The organism is Paratractidigestivibacter sp., from assembly GCF_963660155.1.
GTDB lineage: Bacteria > Actinomycetota > Coriobacteriia > Coriobacteriales > Atopobiaceae > Paratractidigestivibacter.
In genome coordinates this window covers 17700-32594 of record NZ_CAVKWG010000016.1, presented here as the reverse complement: position 1 = coordinate 32594, position 14895 = coordinate 17700, and the positions used below count along the sequence as shown (strand labels likewise).

Annotated in this window: 15 protein-coding genes; 9 read left to right on the top strand and 6 right to left on the bottom strand. The window is 65.3% G+C overall.

Features of this window, described 5'->3' with window-relative positions; all coding sequences use genetic code 11:
• The first annotated feature begins 34 nt into the window (after positions 1-34).
• From U5709_RS02170 to U5709_RS02160, 3 genes are read left to right on the top strand one after another with little or no spacing between them, the layout of a single operon-like run.
• A complete protein-coding gene (locus U5709_RS02170) occupies positions 35-1225 on the top strand; it encodes a hypothetical protein (protein ID WP_321971595.1) in 1191 nt (396 codons plus the stop codon).
• A 3-nt stretch (positions 1226-1228) separates the two neighbouring features.
• Positions 1229-1708, top strand: a complete 480-nt coding sequence (locus tag U5709_RS02165) for a GNAT family N-acetyltransferase (protein WP_321971594.1) — start codon at positions 1229-1231, stop codon at positions 1706-1708.
• A gap of 36 nt (positions 1709-1744) precedes the next feature.
• Positions 1745-2227: a pyridoxamine 5'-phosphate oxidase family protein gene (locus U5709_RS02160; protein ID WP_321972665.1), complete on the top strand. Its 483-nt coding sequence runs from the start codon at positions 1745-1747 to the stop codon at positions 2225-2227.
• A 610-nt stretch (positions 2228-2837) separates the two neighbouring features.
• Here U5709_RS02160 and cysE read toward each other — a convergent pair.
• The 4 genes from cysE to U5709_RS02140 all read right to left on the bottom strand — a co-directional run bounded on the left by cysE (position 2838) and on the right by U5709_RS02140 (position 6197).
• Entirely contained in the window at positions 2838-3425 is a 588-nt protein-coding gene (gene cysE, locus U5709_RS02155; RefSeq protein ID WP_321971592.1) for a serine O-acetyltransferase, read from the bottom strand.
• 18 nt (positions 3426-3443) lie between these two features.
• Entirely contained in the window at positions 3444-4355 is a 912-nt protein-coding gene (gene cysK / locus U5709_RS02150) for a cysteine synthase A (protein WP_321972664.1), read from the bottom strand.
• Positions 4356-4553: 198 nt separating this feature from the next.
• Positions 4554-4988, bottom strand: coding sequence for an aminoacyl-tRNA hydrolase (gene pth2, locus U5709_RS02145; RefSeq protein ID WP_321972663.1), 435 nt, complete (start codon positions 4986-4988; stop codon positions 4554-4556).
• Positions 4989-5045: 57 nt separating this feature from the next.
• On the bottom strand, positions 5046-6197 hold the full coding sequence (locus tag U5709_RS02140) for a cation diffusion facilitator family transporter (protein WP_321971589.1): 1152 nt from the start codon (positions 6195-6197) through the stop codon (positions 5046-5048).
• 361 nt (positions 6198-6558) lie between these two features.
• Between U5709_RS02140 and U5709_RS02135 the strand changes: the two genes are divergently transcribed.
• From U5709_RS02135 to U5709_RS02115, 5 genes are all read left to right on the top strand, one after another.
• Positions 6559-7047 carry a prepilin peptidase gene (locus tag U5709_RS02135; protein ID WP_321971588.1) on the top strand — a complete coding sequence of 163 codons (489 nt, stop codon included), beginning with the start codon at positions 6559-6561 and terminating at the stop codon, positions 7045-7047.
• A gap of 74 nt (positions 7048-7121) precedes the next feature.
• On the top strand, positions 7122-7424 hold the full coding sequence (locus tag U5709_RS02130) for a DUF1778 domain-containing protein (protein ID WP_321971587.1): 303 nt from the start codon (positions 7122-7124) through the stop codon (positions 7422-7424).
• Between the two features lie 59 nt (positions 7425-7483).
• Positions 7484-8350 carry a methylenetetrahydrofolate reductase gene (locus tag U5709_RS02125; RefSeq protein ID WP_321971586.1) on the top strand — a complete coding sequence of 289 codons (867 nt, stop codon included), beginning with the start codon at positions 7484-7486 and terminating at the stop codon, positions 8348-8350.
• Positions 8351-8357: 7 nt separating this feature from the next.
• Complete coding sequence (locus U5709_RS02120; protein WP_321972662.1) at positions 8358-9089, top strand: vitamin B12 dependent-methionine synthase activation domain-containing protein; 732 nt, start codon at positions 8358-8360, stop codon at positions 9087-9089.
• 100 nt (positions 9090-9189) lie between these two features.
• Entirely contained in the window at positions 9190-11697 is a 2508-nt protein-coding gene (locus U5709_RS02115; protein ID WP_321971584.1) for a homocysteine S-methyltransferase family protein, read from the top strand.
• 108 nt (positions 11698-11805) lie between these two features.
• On the opposite strand, the gene glpK is transcribed toward U5709_RS02115, so the two are convergent.
• Together glpK and U5709_RS02105 are read right to left on the bottom strand one after the other, a co-directional pair.
• Complete coding sequence (gene glpK / locus U5709_RS02110; RefSeq protein ID WP_321972661.1) at positions 11806-13305, bottom strand: glycerol kinase GlpK; 1500 nt, start codon at positions 13303-13305, stop codon at positions 11806-11808.
• Positions 13302-14267, bottom strand: a complete 966-nt coding sequence (locus U5709_RS02105) for an alpha/beta fold hydrolase (RefSeq protein ID WP_321971582.1) — start codon at positions 14265-14267, stop codon at positions 13302-13304. The genes glpK and U5709_RS02105 overlap by 4 nt, the downstream gene beginning before the upstream one ends.
• A gap of 286 nt (positions 14268-14553) precedes the next feature.
• Between U5709_RS02105 and U5709_RS02100 the strand changes: the two genes are divergently transcribed.
• Positions 14554-14805: a hypothetical protein gene (locus U5709_RS02100; RefSeq protein ID WP_321972660.1), complete on the top strand. Its 252-nt coding sequence runs from the start codon at positions 14554-14556 to the stop codon at positions 14803-14805.
• The last annotated feature ends 90 nt before the right edge of the window (positions 14806-14895 follow it).

The window sequence follows — 14895 nt, the reverse complement described above, 5'->3', positions numbered from 1 at the left end:
CAGAGCGCCATTAGCTACGAGAAAGAACCAGACCATGAACTTCGTGTTTATTTCGCCTCAGTTCCCTGAGGTTTATCGCCGTTTCTGCGAGTCGCTCGCGCGCAACGGGGCGACCGTCTTCGGCGTGGGCGACACGCCTACCGGCCAAATCGCGCCCGAGCTCGCCGATGCCCTCGCCGAGTATTACTGGCTGCCGTCGCTCGAGGACTACGACCAGGTCTTCCGAGCGCTGGCCTACTTTAGCTGGAAATACGGCAAGATCGACTGGGTTGAGTCCAACAACGAGTACTGGCTTCCGCTCGACGCCCGCCTGCGTGAGGACTTCAACGTGACCACGGGCGTCCACCCCGCGAAGCTTGTCGACTGGACGAGCAAGGCCGCGATGAAGCCCTGCTACCGAGCGGCTGGTATCCCCGTGGCGCGCCAGGTCAAGATGACTACCCTTGAGGAGGCGCGCGCGTTTGCCGCCGAAGTCGGCTACCCGACCTTCGCCAAGCCTGAGGTGGGCATGGGCTCCGGCGGTGCTTGGAAGGTCGAGAACGACGATGACCTGCAGCGCGTTTTTGCCGACAAAGGCGATACCCCCTACGTGCTCGAGGAGTTCGTCGGCGGCGAGATCTGCTCCTACGATGCAATCGTGGACAGCCACGGCGAGCCGCTCTTCGAGAACCAGGAGGAGTTCCCGCCCTCCATGGCCGATGTATGCGCCCAACAGCTGGACATCTCGTATTATTCGTGCCCGACCGTTGACCCCAAGCTCCAGGCGTACGGTCGCGCGGCCGTGAAGGCCTTCGGCTACGCGAGCCGCTTCGTGCACATGGAGTTCTTCCGTCTCACCGAGGACAAGCCCGGCCTTGGCGGTGTGGGCGACTACGTGGGGCTCGAGGTCAACTCGCGTCCGCCTGGAGGCTACACCCCCGAGATGATGAACTACGCCCACTCGCTTAACGTCTACCAGGTGTGGGCCGACATGGTCTGCTTCGACGAGAGCCATGTGGAGAAGGGCGGCGAAGATTATTACTGCGTGCATGCGAGCCGTCGCGACATCTACGAGTACGCGCACAGCCGCGAGGACATCGAGGCGCGCTTCGCGGGGTCGCTCATGAGCGTCGACCGCATGCCCGACGGCCTTTCGGACGATTTGGGCAACACAGCCTTCGTCGGGCGCTTCAAGGCCAAGGCCGAGCTCGACGAGTTCGTGGCCTACGTGCAGGAAAGGGCGTAATCGATGGCGGATTTTGATGTGCGCCGCGCGACCGTCGGCGACGTTCCGGGTCTCGTCGACCTGCTGCTGCAGGTCTGTGCCGTGCACGCCGAGGGGCGGCCCGACCTCTTTATCATGGGCGCGCGCAAGTACTCGGATGCCGAGCTCTGTGCGCTTCTTACCGATGAGACCAAGCCCGTGTTCGTGGCCGTTGAGGGCAACCGCGTGCTCGGCCACGCCTTCTGCGTGATCCAGGACTTCCGCGGCTCCAACAACATGCAGCCGGTCGTCACCGTGTACATCGACGACATCTGCGTCGATGAGGCCATGCGCGGCAAGGGCGTGGCCACGGCCCTTTACCAGCACGTTCTCGAGTATGCACGCGGTTTGGGCGCGCACAACGTGACGCTTAACGTGTGGAGCTGCAATCCCGGCGCGCAGAAGTTCTACGAGAAGATGGGCCTTGTCCCGTACAAAACCGGCATGGAGCGGGTGCTGGACTAGATGATGCATCGAGAGATGAGGCGCGCCAAGCGCGAAGTGATTGAGTTGACCGAGTTGCGCGCCATTGTTGACGCGGCGCAGACCGTGCGCGTGGCCTCGCACGACGACGAGGGCCTGTTCGTCGTGCCGATGAGCTTCGGCTACGAGGTCGAGGAGGGCGCGGATGGCGCTGAGCCGCATTGGACGTTTTGGCTGCACTGCGCGGCCGAGGGGCGCAAGGTCGATGCGTGGACCGCGGACCCGCAGGTGGCGCTCGAGATCGACGTCGAGGGCGGCGTCATCTCCGGCGATTATTCCTGCGCGTATTCATACGCGTTCGCGAGCGTCATGGCGAGCGGCCGCGCGGCGCGCGTGACCGATGCTGGCGAGAAGGTCCGCGGCCTTTCGGCGATCATGGCCCACATGGCGCCCGATGCGCCGGTCAAGTTCGCCACAGAGGCCACCGAGCGCGTCGATGTGTGGCGTGTGGACGTCGATCGCCTCACCGGCAAGCGTCGTGAGGGCATGCGCCTGGGGTAAGGGGCTATTTCCTGCAAGGTTTTGCCCTTCGTGCGACGTAACGCGAGGTCCGATGCAAGGTTTTGCCGCTCGTGCGACGTGATTTTGGCCATTGGGGCGTCCGATGCAGAATAGCCGCAAAATTTACCTGCGGTTTTGTGCGTTTCGACTTCGAACACGGCCGAATTTACGTTGCACGAGCGGCAAAACTTTGCAGCCATATGCCCGAAACGTGGCACGAAGGGCAAAACCTTGCGCATTCTTGGGTTTTCAATAGGGTAGGTCGGCTTCATGCTGCATCGAGCTCGCCTCCGTGCGACGTGCCGGCGTTTCCATGCGCCCAACTGTCTTCCGTGCGGCGTAAATTCGACGCGGAATCAGGCGAACAGTCGGTTTTCAGTTGGCTTACCTGGGGTTTCTTGACGCTGATGCCTTCGTTGGCCAAATATCAGGTCGAACGGAGGGAAGTTGGGCGCACAGAATTGCGTTTACTTCGCACGGAGCGCAGTTGGACGCAGCTTGTCTGCCGAGCCCGTCGGTTGGCGCATAAAATTCGAGCCCGGCCGCGCAGGAGAGGGCGCGCGGCCGGGCTCATGTTTTGTCCTGGGCTCGCCTTGCCGAGTCGATGGGGTTACAAGGCGCAGGACCAGCGGATATTCTCGTCGACGTCCGTGGCGAGGGGGACGAGCCGCAGCATGGGGCAGGTACGGTCGCGGACGACGTGGGCGGGGTTGCCGGCGACGGTCGTGTTGGCGGGAACGTCGTGCACGACCACGGAGCCGGCGGCCACTTTCACGTTGTCGCCCACGTTGATGGCGCCGAGCACGATGGTGCCCGCGCCGACCATGACGCCGTTGCCGAGCGTGGGGTGGCGCTTGCCGCCGTGCTTGCCGGTCATGCCTAGGGTGACGCCCTGGTAAAGCAGGCAATCGTCGCCGATTACGGCGGTCTCGCCGATGACGATGCCCATGCCGTGGTCGATCATGAAGCGCCGGCCGATCTTTGCCGCAGGCGCAATCTCAATGCCGAACCGGCGGCGGGAGAGGCGCGCGAGCAGAGTCGCCAGCCCGTGCGCCCCGTGCTCCCACAGCCAGTGCTGGCGGCGATACGCCCAAACGGCATGCATGCCGGTGTGCCACAACATCACCTCGCGTGCGGAGTGCACGGACGGGTCGCGCGCAATGACGGACTGGATATCTTCTTTAAGCGTTTCGAACATGCTTTGACCTGCGATTTATTAGAGGTCCATGGAAAGATAGCGCTCACCGGTGTCGGGAAGGATCGCCACAATGGTCTTCCCGGCGAACTCAGGGCGCTCGGCCAGCTTAAGCGCGGCGTTGACGGCTGCGCCCGCGGAGATGCCGACGAGCAGCCCAAACTTCTCGGACAGCTCCTTCTTGGAGGCGACGGCATCCGCGGAGGCGGTGGGCAAGACCTCGTCGACCACGGAGGCGTCGTAGTTATTTGGGACGAAGCCGGCGCCGATGCCCTGAATCTTGTGTCCACCGGGCTTGCCGCCGGAAAGAACGGCGCTCTCGGCGGGCTCGACGGCCACGGCGTAGACGGAGGGTTTCTTCTCCTTGAGGAACTTTGCGGTGCCGGAGATGGTTCCGCCGGTGCCAACGCCTGCGACGATGACGTCGACGGTGCCCTCGGTGTCTGCCCAGATTTCGGGGCCGGTGGTCTCGTAGTGGGCCTTGGGGTTCGCGGGGTTTACGAACTGACCCGCGATGATGGAACCCGGGGTCTGCTCGTACAGATCGTTGGCTTTGGCGATGGCGCCCTTCATGCCCTCGGAGCCGGGGGTGAGGACGATCTCGGCGCCGTAGGCGGCCGCGAGCTTACGGCGCTCGATGGACATGGTCTCGGGCATGGTGAGGATCAGCTTGTAGCCGCGCTCGGCCGCAATCATGGCTAGGCCGACGCCGGTGTTTCCGCTGGTGGGCTCGATGATGGTGCCGCCGGGGGCCAGGCGTCCCTCGCGCTCGGCGTCCTCAACGATGGCCCGTGCGATGCGGTCCTTGATGGAACCGCCGGGGTTCGTTGCCTCGTACTTGCCGAAGACGGTCGCGTTGCCGCTGGCGAGGTCGGAAAGGTCCACCAAGGGGGTGGAGCCGATAAGGGCCTCAATCTGCTTCGCATAACGCATGGTAGTGCCTCCTAAGCTTTTCGCTCGACTGGTCGCGAGGCGGGCTGCCCGCAGGCGCCTCTCTCGCTGTTTCGTAGGATGGCACGATAAAACCTAGCGCGCAAGTAGGAATTAAGAAAAACCTACCGAACGGCTAAGAATTAACCTTGCGATAGCGATTTTTGCGGCACACGTTGCGTAACTGCCTCGCCGCCGTCACTAGTAGAGCGGCAGCTGACCCGTGATGGGGTCGATCTTGTCGGCGGGCAACGGCTCGAACGCAAGGCAGGTAAAGGTGGCCTCGCCATGGAACTCGGTGTGGCCGGCGTCGCGGATAAGCGCCACGGCGAAGCCGGCGTCGCGGCCTTGCTGAGCAATGTCGAGAAGCGCCTCCTCGCCGTCGACGTAAACGCAGATCTTGGCCACTCCGGCATCGAACCAGTCGGTCAGCGGCGAGCAGTCGTCGTCGGTGTGGGCAAGGTACGCCCAGCCGTCGGTCGCGCTGACCTGGCTCTCGCGGCCCTCGCGAACGATGGCCATGAGCGTGGCCTCCACGCACGCGTGCCCCGCCTGAGCGGCGATTTTTCCCTTGCGCATCTTGAGGTCGCGGCGCATGACGATGACCTGCTTGGACTTGTAGTTTCCGGAAGACATGGGCGCTCCTTAACGTCGTGGTTTCGCGTCAAGTCTACCTGCAGACGCGCCGCTCGCCTAGGCGTGGTCCAGAAAGCCGTGGTCGAGGGTGATCGAGCAGGGGAGCTCCGGCCAGCGCTCGGCGGCAGTAGACATGGTACGGCCGAGGATCTCTTCGTCGCTGAGCTCGCAATCGGTGGGTTTGACCAGGTCGAAGCTCATATAGTCATCGCCGATGCGCAAGTCGTGGATACTGAGCCCGCGTTCGATCTTGGCGACCTGCCGGGCAAGCCAGCGCTCGGGATCGGCGTCAGAAGTGTCCACCGGGTCGTAATGGAGGACGAGCTTGGCGCCCGTCTTCGCGGTAAAGTCGCGCTCGATGTTGTCGATGACCTCGTGGTTCTTAAAGGCGTCGACGTGGCCGTCCATCTGCACGTGGGCCGTGGCGAAGGTGCGTCCCGGGCCGTAATCGTGGACCATAAGGTCGTGCGCGCCGAGGATACCGGGGTAGGAGAGGATATCGTTTCTCACGGACTCGATATACTCCTCGCTCGGCGCCTGGCCCAGAAGCGGGCTTACGGTTTCGCAGACGAGCCCGATGCCGCTCGCGGCGATGAAGAGGCCCACGCCAACGCCCGCAAAGCCATCGAGATTTAGCCCTGTGACCTGTGCAATTACGGCACAGGCCAGAACGGCGCCGGTGGTCACGACGTCGTTTCGCGAGTCCGCCGCGGTGGCTTTCAGCGTCTCGGACCCGATGCGCTGCCCAAGCGCGCGGTTAAAGCGCATCATCCATGCCTTGACCGCCATGGAGCCGAGAAGCACGATCGCGATGGCGGCACTGAACTCGGAAGGCTCGGGGCGCGCGATCTTGTAGATGGACTCCTTGACGAGGTCGAGCCCCAGGGCACAGACGATGACGGCCACGGCAAGACTGGCCAGGTACTCGAAGCGGCCGTGGCCGAAGGGGTGGGCGGCGTCGGCCGGCTTGCTCGCGAGCTTGAAGCCAAGGAGGCTCACCACGTTGCTCGATGCGTCGGAGAGGTTGTTCACAGAGTCGGCGACGATTGAGACGGAGCCCGCGACGAGGCCGACGACGGCCTTGACGGCGCAGAGCACGACGTTGCAGCAGATGCAGATAAGGCTCGCGGCGAGGCCCGCGCGAGTTCGGGCCGCCGAGTCGGGGCTCTGGTTGCCTTTGAGGATGTAATTAATCAATAAGTTAGTCATATGCTTCGGTGTGCCTAATGTCGTGCTACTTAAATAAATCACAGGTTAATGCGGGTGTTGCGCACACCATGGTTAACTTGTTCCGAACGCCATAGAGAAAACAAGTTACATAGGTCGAACTCGAGGGCGCCGGCGTCGAGCCGCGGGGCTCGGCGGGCGCGGGCGACGCGCCAAAGAATTCTGCGCAATCTTACCGAGAATAAACGTACATGTCGTTATTCGTCGCGCGTGGTCGCACGCTGCGAAAACCGTTGTAAGAAATAACTAAACAGCATCAAACCATGAATCATGCCCAAAGTTGCCGCAAGACATGCCGCCCGTGCCGCTCTACCATCGGTGCACTCGAGCGAAAGGAGCGATCATGATACGTACGGCGATAGAGTTTGCGTGCATAATCGCGGCGGCGGTGGCCCTGGCCCTCGCGGCTGCGAGCGACATGGGCAGTCGCACGATTCCCAACGGTTGCGTGGCCGTTGTGGCGGTGGCGCGCGCGGTATCCGTCGCGTGTGGGGAGAGCCCTGCGGAGAAGCTCCCGATTGCGCTCGCGGGATTCGCCACGGTGTTCGCGTTATTGCTGCTCGGGTCTATGACTTCGCGCCGGCTTACCGGCTCGGCCGGCATCGGCGGGGGAGACCTCAAGCTTCTCTCGACGCTCGGGCTCTGGGCGGGTCCCGCGGGTGGGCTGGCGATCGTCGGGCTCTCGTGCCTGCTTGCACTCGCCGGTCGCCTCCTTGTGCGCCGTGCCCGCGAGGCTGCGTCCTTCGCCGCCCTCGGTCGCGGGGCGCCCCTGCCGCTTGCCCCGTCCATCCTCGCGGCCTCTCTCCTTACCTGCGTCGCCGGCCTTTGGTGATGCCTCGAGCTAAGCTCTCTTGTTAATTTAGTAGTATAAAAAGGAGATTTCTGCTGATATGAGGAGGCTCTGAGATGGCGATCAAATCGAAGGGCGGCATGGTCCTTACCGACGAGGAGATTGAGCGCGAGTACGAGACGTACGAGTCCGGTTCCTGGGAGGGGCGACTCACCAAGATTCGAGTTGGGAGGCCTCCGCTTTCCGATGAGGCCAATGCGAATCTCTCGTTCAAGTGTCCCGCCTCGGGGGCGGAGCTCATTGCCGCCGCGGCTCAGATCGAGGGCGTGGGCAAATCGGCGTTTATACGCGCCGCAGCACTCGAAAAGGCAGCCAGAATCGTTTCGAATGCGTCTAAGTTGCAGCTCGCGAGCTCCTGACGTGCGATTCCACGCTAAGATACTCCCACGGAAATTTGTTCGAAAGGCCACGATGCACCATGAAGATCAGCGATAAGCTCGCCGCAAGGCAAACCTTCTCCTTCGAGATCTTCCCGCCGAAGGGTGACCTGCCGCTCGAGAAGGCCTACGAGGTCGCGAGCTCCCTTGCCGAGCACAGGCCGGACTGGATCTCGGTTACCTACTCGGCCGGCGGCTCCGGTAACTCCGAGAACACCGTCGCCATCGCCGGCGACATCGAGGGCAAGCTCGACACCTCGGCCTTGGCGCACCTCACTTGTATGGGCGCCACGGCGGCCGATGTGGATGCCTACGTGGCGTCGCTTGCCGCTGCCGGCGTCGAGAACATCCTCGCCTTGCGCGGCGACCGCCGCCCGGGCCGCGACGTCGTCGACTTCGCCCATGCCTCCGACCTCATCGCCTACCTGCGCCAAAACCATGGCGACCTGTGCATCGGCGCCGCGTGCTATCCGGAGGGCCACGTCGAGTCCCCGAGCGAGGATGAGAGCTACCAGAGCCTCTACCTCAAGCAGGAGGCGGGCGCGGATTACCTGGTCTCGCAGCTCTTCTTTAACAACGAGGACTTCTACCGCTTCCGCGAGAAGTGCCTGCGCCACCGCATCAAGCTTCCCATCGTGGCCGGCATCATGCCCTTTACCAGCGTGAAGCAGATCCAGCGCATGGCCTTCAACTGCGGCGCGTCCATTCCTGTCAAGGTCGTGAAGCGCCTCGTGCAGGCGGGCGACGATCCTGAGGCGCAGGCTCAGGCCGGCATCGAGTACGCCTGCGAGCAGCTCGAGGACCTCGCGGCCAACGGCGTCGACGGCCTGCACGTGTACAGCATGAACAAGCCCTTCATCGCCGCCGCCGCCGCGACCGCGATGCGCGCCTGCGGCTACATCGCCTAGGAGCAACGTGCTCGCCCTTGCCGCCCAAAACGCCTATGAGAGATACGAGGTGACCTCCGTCGACCGCACGGAGGTCCTTCGTTATCTGGGCTACTCCGGCCAGCCGATGGCCGAGGAGCTCGATGCCCGTGTGGACGGCGTCGTGGCGCGCTGCCTCGAGGTCGCCCGTCCCGCGGGCGTCTGGCGCGTTTTTGAGGTGGCAGGGAGAGAGCCCGCGGAGGACGGCCGTCCGTCCGTGCAGCTCAAAGGCGCGAAGCTCGAGCTTATCGGCGACTCGATGCGCGAGCACATGGAGGGCGCCGCGGCCGTGGCCGTCATGGCCGTGACGGCCGGCATGACGGTCGAGCAGGAGCTCAGGCGCCTCTCGCTCACCGACACCGTCGAGCAATGTATCTTCGACGCTGCGGGCACGACGACGGTCGAGCGCGCGGCCGACGCCTGCGAGGCGAGCATCGTCGCCGCGGCCCATACAGCCGGCCTCTTCACGAACTTCCGCTTCAGCCCCGGTTACGGCGACATGCCGCTCGACACGCAACCGGTGCTTCTTGCCGCGCTCGACGCGCAGCGCAAGCTCGGCATCACGCTCTCCAAGAGCCTGCTCATGACCCCGACCAAATCGGTCACCGCGGTCATCGGCCTTTTTGAGGAGCCTCAGCCGACGAGCCACGCGAGCTGCAAGGACTGCCTCTGCGCCGGCTTCTGCCGCATCCGCGCCGCCGGACGGCCTTGCTGGGCGTAAACGCTTCGTGACGTCCTCGCCAAGATGCGCCCGCCGACGCGATGGCCGGTCTTTCCCCTGCTAGCATGTGGGTCTGAGCAACAACCGCGAGGAGGCCTGAATGCCCGACACAAAGAAGCTCGACTGCAACTGGCCGGCGACGCGCCTGGAGCCGCGCTGCCTGCGCGTTAAGGACGACTACCTGCAGCGCGTTCTGGACGGACGCGAGTTCCTCGTCTTCGACGGCGCCATGGGCACGCAGCTGCAGGCGCGCGGCTTGGCTGCCGGCGAGCTGCCGGAGCTCCTGTGCCTGACGAACCCCGACGAGATCCGCGACATCCACGCGGCCTACGTGGCCGCGGGCGCGGACGTCGCCACCACGAACACTTTCGGCGCCAACGCCGAGAAGCTCGGCGACGCCGCCACGGTCGAGGAGATCTTCTCCGCGGCCGTTTCGTGCGCCCGCGCCTCGGGCGTGCGCTACGTGGCCGCCGACATCGGCCCTACGGGGCAGCTTCTCGAGCCCATGGGCACCCTGCCCTTCGATGACGCCTACGAGCTCTTCGCCCGCCAGGCGCGCGCGGCCACCGCGGCCGGAGCCGACCTCCTCATCGTGGAGACCATGGCCGACCTCGCGGAGGCCAAGGCGGCGCTTCTCGCCGTCACCGAGAACTCCGACCTGCCCGTCTTCGTCACGATGACCTTCGCCGAGGACGGCCGCACGTTCCTGGGCACCACGCCCGAGGTCGCGGCCGTCACGCTCTCTTCGCTCGGCGCCGACGCCCTGGGCATCAACTGCTCGCTCGGCCCCGACGCGCTGCTCCCGCTGGTGGAGCAGATGCTTCCCTGGGCCAAGTGCCCCGTCATGGTGCAGGCCAACGCCGGCCTGCCGCGCGTGGAGGACGGCGTCACGCTCTACGACGTCCATCCGGACGAGTATTGCCGGGCCGTGGCCAAGATGCTCGACGCCGGCGTGACCATCGTCGGCGGCTGCTGCGGCACTTCGCCCGAATACACCGCAGGTGAGCGGGCACTTCTCGCCGGCCGCGCGCCGGCGCCTCGCCACGTGCGCGACTGGTTCTGCGTTGCCGGGCCTCAACAGCTCTGCAGCTTGCGCATGGGACAGGTGGGTGTAATCGGCGAGCGCATCAACCCCACGGGCAAGAAGAAGATGAAGGAGGCCCTGCGCACCGGCAACCACGACTACGTCATGGGCGAGGCCATCGCGCAGACGGCGGCGGGCGCCCAGATGCTCGACGTCAACGCCGGCCTGCCCGAGATCGACGAGCGCGCCACCATGGTGGAGCTCGTGGCGGAGCTGCAGGGCGTCTCGACGCTGCCGCTGCAGATCGACGCCTCCGACCCCGACGTCATCGAGGCCGCGGTGCGCAGCTATCCCGGCAAGGCGCTGATCAACTCCACGAACGGCAAGGAAGAGGTGCTTTCCGCCGTGCTGCCCATCGCCAAGCACTACGGCTGCGCCATCGTGGGCCTCACGCTCGACGAGGACGGCATCCCCGCCACTGCCGAGGGGCGCCTCGCCGTCGCGCGAAAAATCGTGGCCGCAACCGACGCCATCGGCATCCCGCGCGAGGACGTCGTCATCGACTGCCTGTGCATGGCCGCCTCCACCGACCAGACCGCGCCGCGCGCCATCCTCGACGCCATCACGGCCGTCAAGCGCGAGCTGCCGGGCGTGCGCACGGTGCTCGGGCTCTCCAACATCAGCTTCGGCCTGCCGTTCCGCCCGCTCGTCAACGCCACGTTCCTTTCGGGCGCCTTCGCGGCGGGGCTCGACATGGCCATCATGAACCCGCTGGTACAGCGCATGATGGACGTGGTCAATTCTTGGCGCGTACTCTCCGGCGAGGACGAGGCGGCGCAGAGCTACGTGGCCAACTACGTGAACCGCTCGGACGCGGCGCCGGGTGCCGGTGCTGCTGCGGGCGGCGATAAGGCCGCGGGCGCCGGCTCTGCCGCCGCAGCGGACGGCTCTCCGCAGACCCCCGAGGAAGAGGCGCGCGCCCTCGTGCTCGCCGGCCGCAAGGGGCCGATACCCGAGGTCGTCGGCCGCATCCTCGCCGACCACGAGGTCCTCTACGCCATCAACGAGGTGCTCATTCCCGCGCTCGATGAGGTGGGCGAGCGCTTCGAGAAGGGCACGTTCTTCTTGCCGCAGCTCATGGCGTCGGCCGAGGCCGCGAAGGCGGGCTTCGAGGCCATCAAGGCCGCCAACGCAGACGGCGGCGAGGCCGTGCCCGCCAAGGGCAAGGTCGTCATCTGCACCGTCCACGGCGACATCCACGACATCGGCAAGAACATCGTCCGCATGCTGCTGGAGAACTACGGCTACGACGTGGTCGACCTCGGCCGCGACGTGCCTCCGCAGGACGTAGCCGACGCCGTGATCAAGGACCACGTGCTCCTCTGTGGCCTCTCGGCCCTTATGACCTCGACGGTTCCCGCCATGGCCGAGACCATCGAGCTTTTGCGCGCGCAGGCGCCGTGGTGCAAGGTCGTCGTCGGCGGCGCGGTGCTCAACCCCGAGTACGCCGAGATGGTCGGCGCCGACTACTACGCCAAGGACGCCACCGAGACCGCCCGCATCGCCGGCGAGGTCGTGGGCTAGCGCCTGCACACCTGCCAAGGGCAACGGTCATTGGTGACAGGTTATCAATGACCTAAATCACCTGCTATCAATGACCGTTGCCCGCGGCGGGGCTGCATCGCCGGAAGGCTAGGAGATCGTTCGCCGGACCGCGTCGTGCCAGCCGGCGAGATGCGACTCGGCCCACTCGGCGTCCTTTTGGCGCGCAAAGACGTCGTCCGTCGAGCGAAGCTCGCGCAGCTCGTCGGTGCCCGACCAGAACCCGGTGGCAAGGCCCGCCAGGTAGGCCGCGCCTAGCGACGTGGTCTCGGTGTTCGCGGGCCGTCGCAGCTCACAGCCCAAAAGGTCGGCCTGGAACTGCATGAGGAAGTTGTTCGCCGAGGCCCCGCCGTCCACGTTCAGCACGCCGAGCGCGCCTCCCGCGTCGTCGGCCATGGCATCGGCCAAATCGCTCACCTGGTAGGCCAGCGCCTCGAGCGCCGCGCGCGCGATCTGCGCCCGCCCCGCCCCGCGTGTGAGCCCGTAGATGGCGCCGCGCGCGTTGGGCTCCCACCACGGCGCTCCGAGGCCCGTGAAGGCCGGCACGATGTAGACGCCGCCTGTGTCCTCGATGCTCGTCGCCAACGCCTCGGTCTCGGCCGCAGAGCCAATAATGCCCAGCTCATCGCGGAGCCACTGGATAAGCGCCCCGGCCACGAAGACCGATCCCTCCAGCGCGTACTCCAAGCCGTCCGCGCCCGGCGCGCTCGCCGCTACGGTGGTTATGAGGTTGTGCGCGCTCGTCCGTGCCTCGGGTCCCGTGTGCAGCAGCATGAAGCAGCCGGTGCCGTAGGTGTTCTTGGCCTGGCCCGCCTCAAAGCAGCACTGTCCGAAAAGCGCTGCCTGCTGGTCGCCGGCGACTCCCGTGATGGGCACACCCGCGGGCACGCCGGGGTAGCTCGTCTCGCCGAAACTGCCGGAGCTCGGGCGCACCTCGGGCATCATGGACGCCGGAATGCCGAAGAGCTCGAGCAGTTCCTCGTCCCAGCAGCCGCGGTGGATATCGAAGAGCATCGTGCGGCTCGCGTTCGTGGGATCGGTCGTGTGCACGAGTCCGCCCGTGAGCACCCAGACGAGCCACGTGTCCACGGTGCCGAACATCAGCTCGCCCGCCTCCGCGCGCTCCCGGGCGCCGGGGACGTTCTCCAGGATCCAGCGGATTTTGCTCGCCGAGTAGTACGCGTCGGGAAGAAGTCCCGTCTTGGCTTTGATCATGGCCCTGACCTGCTCGTCCCCGCACAGCTTATCCACCATGGCGGCCGTCCGGCGGCACTGCCACACAATGGCGTTGTACACCGGCTGGCCCGTGGTGGGGTCCCACACGATGGTCGTCTCGCGCTGGTTGTCGATGCCGATGGCCTCGATATCGTCGCTGGTCAGTCCGTGTTTTGAGCAGAGCTCGGTCAAGCAGCCGAGCTGTGAGAAGAGGATCTCCTGCGGGTTGTGCTCCACCCAGCCCGGCTGCGGGAAGATCTGCTGGAAGGGCCGCTGGACCACGTCGATCATCTGACCCGCACGGTTAACGAGCACGGCGCGCGAGCTCGTGGTCCCCTGGTCGAGCGCGATCACGTACTTCTCACTGTTGCTCATTGCGCGCCTCCATTGGTCGCCGTCAGTGTTCGGCCGAGCCACGAAGCGACGTCCTCAAACACCTTCTCGTGGCCGGTTTCGTTCAAAATCTCATGCCGCATGTTCTCGTAGACCTTGCAAGTCACGTCCGCGGAACCAGCGTCGCGGGCAAGTTGCGCGGCCGCCTCGACTCCACGTCCCATGTTTCCCACAGGGTCACCGTCGCCGCCGATGTATAGAAGCGGCAGGTCATGAGGCACGTTCTCCGCGCATTTGCGCGAGCAGGCCTCCGCCGTCAGCGCCGTGAGCGAGACGTAGCCGCCCGCGCTGAACATGAAGCCGCACTCGTCGTCGGCCAAGTATGCCTGCACGTTATCTTTGTTGTGCGATAGCCACTCGTAGCCGGTCGGCCCCGGCACGGCCTTGGCGTAGGCGCCTGCGCCCAAGGTGTCGATGAGCTTCGAGCGGTGGTCCTCGCCGCGGGTGGCGGCCACCGCGCGGGCAAGCGCGTTGCCTGCGCGCGAGGTGGCAACGGGCACGGTGCCTGTGCCGCAGATAACGGCCGCAGCAACGACCTCTCCATATCGTCCCAGGTAGCAGCGGGTAATGAAGCTGCCCATCGAGTGGCCGAAGAACACGTGCGCAACGCCCGGGCACTTCTTGGCCGCGATGCCGCGCAGCGCGTGCTCGTCGGCGATGAGCACCTCGTTGCCGTCCTTGGCCGGCATGCAGCCGTGCTTGTGGGCGGGCGCCGACGCCCCGTGCCCGATGTGGTCGTCGCCGCATACGGCGTAGCCCTGGGCCACGAGGAATCGCGCGAACTCGTCGTAGCGGCGGATATGCTCGCTCATGCCGTGGACCACCTGCACGACGGCCCGCGGGGCCGCGCCGTCCGGCATCCAGAAACGCGCGCGTATGGTCGACGCGCCGTCGGCGGACGCGAACTCGACGTCCTCGATGACGACCCCTGTCTCTTGTGCCATAACCCCTCCCAAGGTGGACAAAGGGACAGTCCCTTTGTCCGCTGTCCCGCGGCCTCTCCGAACTCGAGCGTTTCAAAGAAGTGTGCCCGCGTGCCGGCCTCGGTGCCCAAAGGCCCCGGCCGAACGGCGCCTCTACTTGGGGGAGCGGCAAAAAACTGCCGCCAACCGGCATCGATTTTCTCAAAACCCCAGTTGGCAAGAAATCGAAGGCCGGGTTGGCGGCAGTTTTGGAGATACTACGTTTGTATGCGCCGCGATGGGACGGCGCGCGAGAGGGGCGATGACCATGGGTTTCCACTGCACGGATTGCGTTTTCGGCGAGTTCAAGAAGAACGAGGCCACCGGTGCCTACCAAGGCTGCTGCAGCCGCGGATACATTCTTACCGACCCTAAGAATTACGAGTCGCCGGCCAACCGCTTTGCCGACGAGCCCGAGCGCCTCGTGCCCACGATCGACCCCTTCGGCAAGGAATATCTGCGCAAATCCAACATCTGCGAACGTTTCGTCAGTCCCAAGGACCTGCCGAACGCCCGTTGATCAGCCCCCCTGTAGAAAGGGGACAGTCCCCAAACCGCTGCAGAAAGGGGACAGTCCCCAAACCGCTGCGCTTTGGGGACACACCTGCTC

Excerpts from the sequence above, each read along its gene's own strand:
- pth2 (WP_321972663.1), bottom strand. The coding sequence starts at position 4,988 with ATGTCTTCCGGAAACTACAAGTCCAAGCAGGTCATCGTCATGCGCCGC.
- U5709_RS02100 (WP_321972660.1), top strand. The coding sequence starts at position 14,554 with ATGGGTTTCCACTGCACGGATTGCGTTTTCGGCGAGTTCAAGAAGAAC.
- U5709_RS02130 (WP_321971587.1), top strand. The coding sequence starts at position 7,122 with ATGGCGATCAAATCGAAGGGCGGCATGGTCCTTACCGACGAGGAGATT.
- U5709_RS02125 (WP_321971586.1), top strand. The coding sequence starts at position 7,484 with ATGAAGATCAGCGATAAGCTCGCCGCAAGGCAAACCTTCTCCTTCGAG.
- U5709_RS02140 (WP_321971589.1), bottom strand. The coding sequence starts at position 6,197 with ATGACTAACTTATTGATTAATTACATCCTCAAAGGCAACCAGAGCCCC.
- glpK (WP_321972661.1), bottom strand. The coding sequence starts at position 13,305 with ATGAGCAACAGTGAGAAGTACGTGATCGCGCTCGACCAGGGGACCACG.
- cysE (WP_321971592.1), bottom strand. The coding sequence starts at position 3,425 with ATGTTCGAAACGCTTAAAGAAGATATCCAGTCCGTCATTGCGCGCGAC.
- U5709_RS02115 (WP_321971584.1), top strand. The coding sequence starts at position 9,190 with ATGCCCGACACAAAGAAGCTCGACTGCAACTGGCCGGCGACGCGCCTG.
- U5709_RS02165 (WP_321971594.1), top strand. The coding sequence starts at position 1,229 with ATGGCGGATTTTGATGTGCGCCGCGCGACCGTCGGCGACGTTCCGGGT.
- U5709_RS02105 (WP_321971582.1), bottom strand. The coding sequence starts at position 14,267 with ATGGCACAAGAGACAGGGGTCGTCATCGAGGACGTCGAGTTCGCGTCC.
- U5709_RS02170 (WP_321971595.1), top strand. The coding sequence starts at position 35 with ATGAACTTCGTGTTTATTTCGCCTCAGTTCCCTGAGGTTTATCGCCGT.
- cysK (WP_321972664.1), bottom strand. The coding sequence starts at position 4,355 with ATGCGTTATGCGAAGCAGATTGAGGCCCTTATCGGCTCCACCCCCTTG.
- U5709_RS02135 (WP_321971588.1), top strand. The coding sequence starts at position 6,559 with ATGATACGTACGGCGATAGAGTTTGCGTGCATAATCGCGGCGGCGGTG.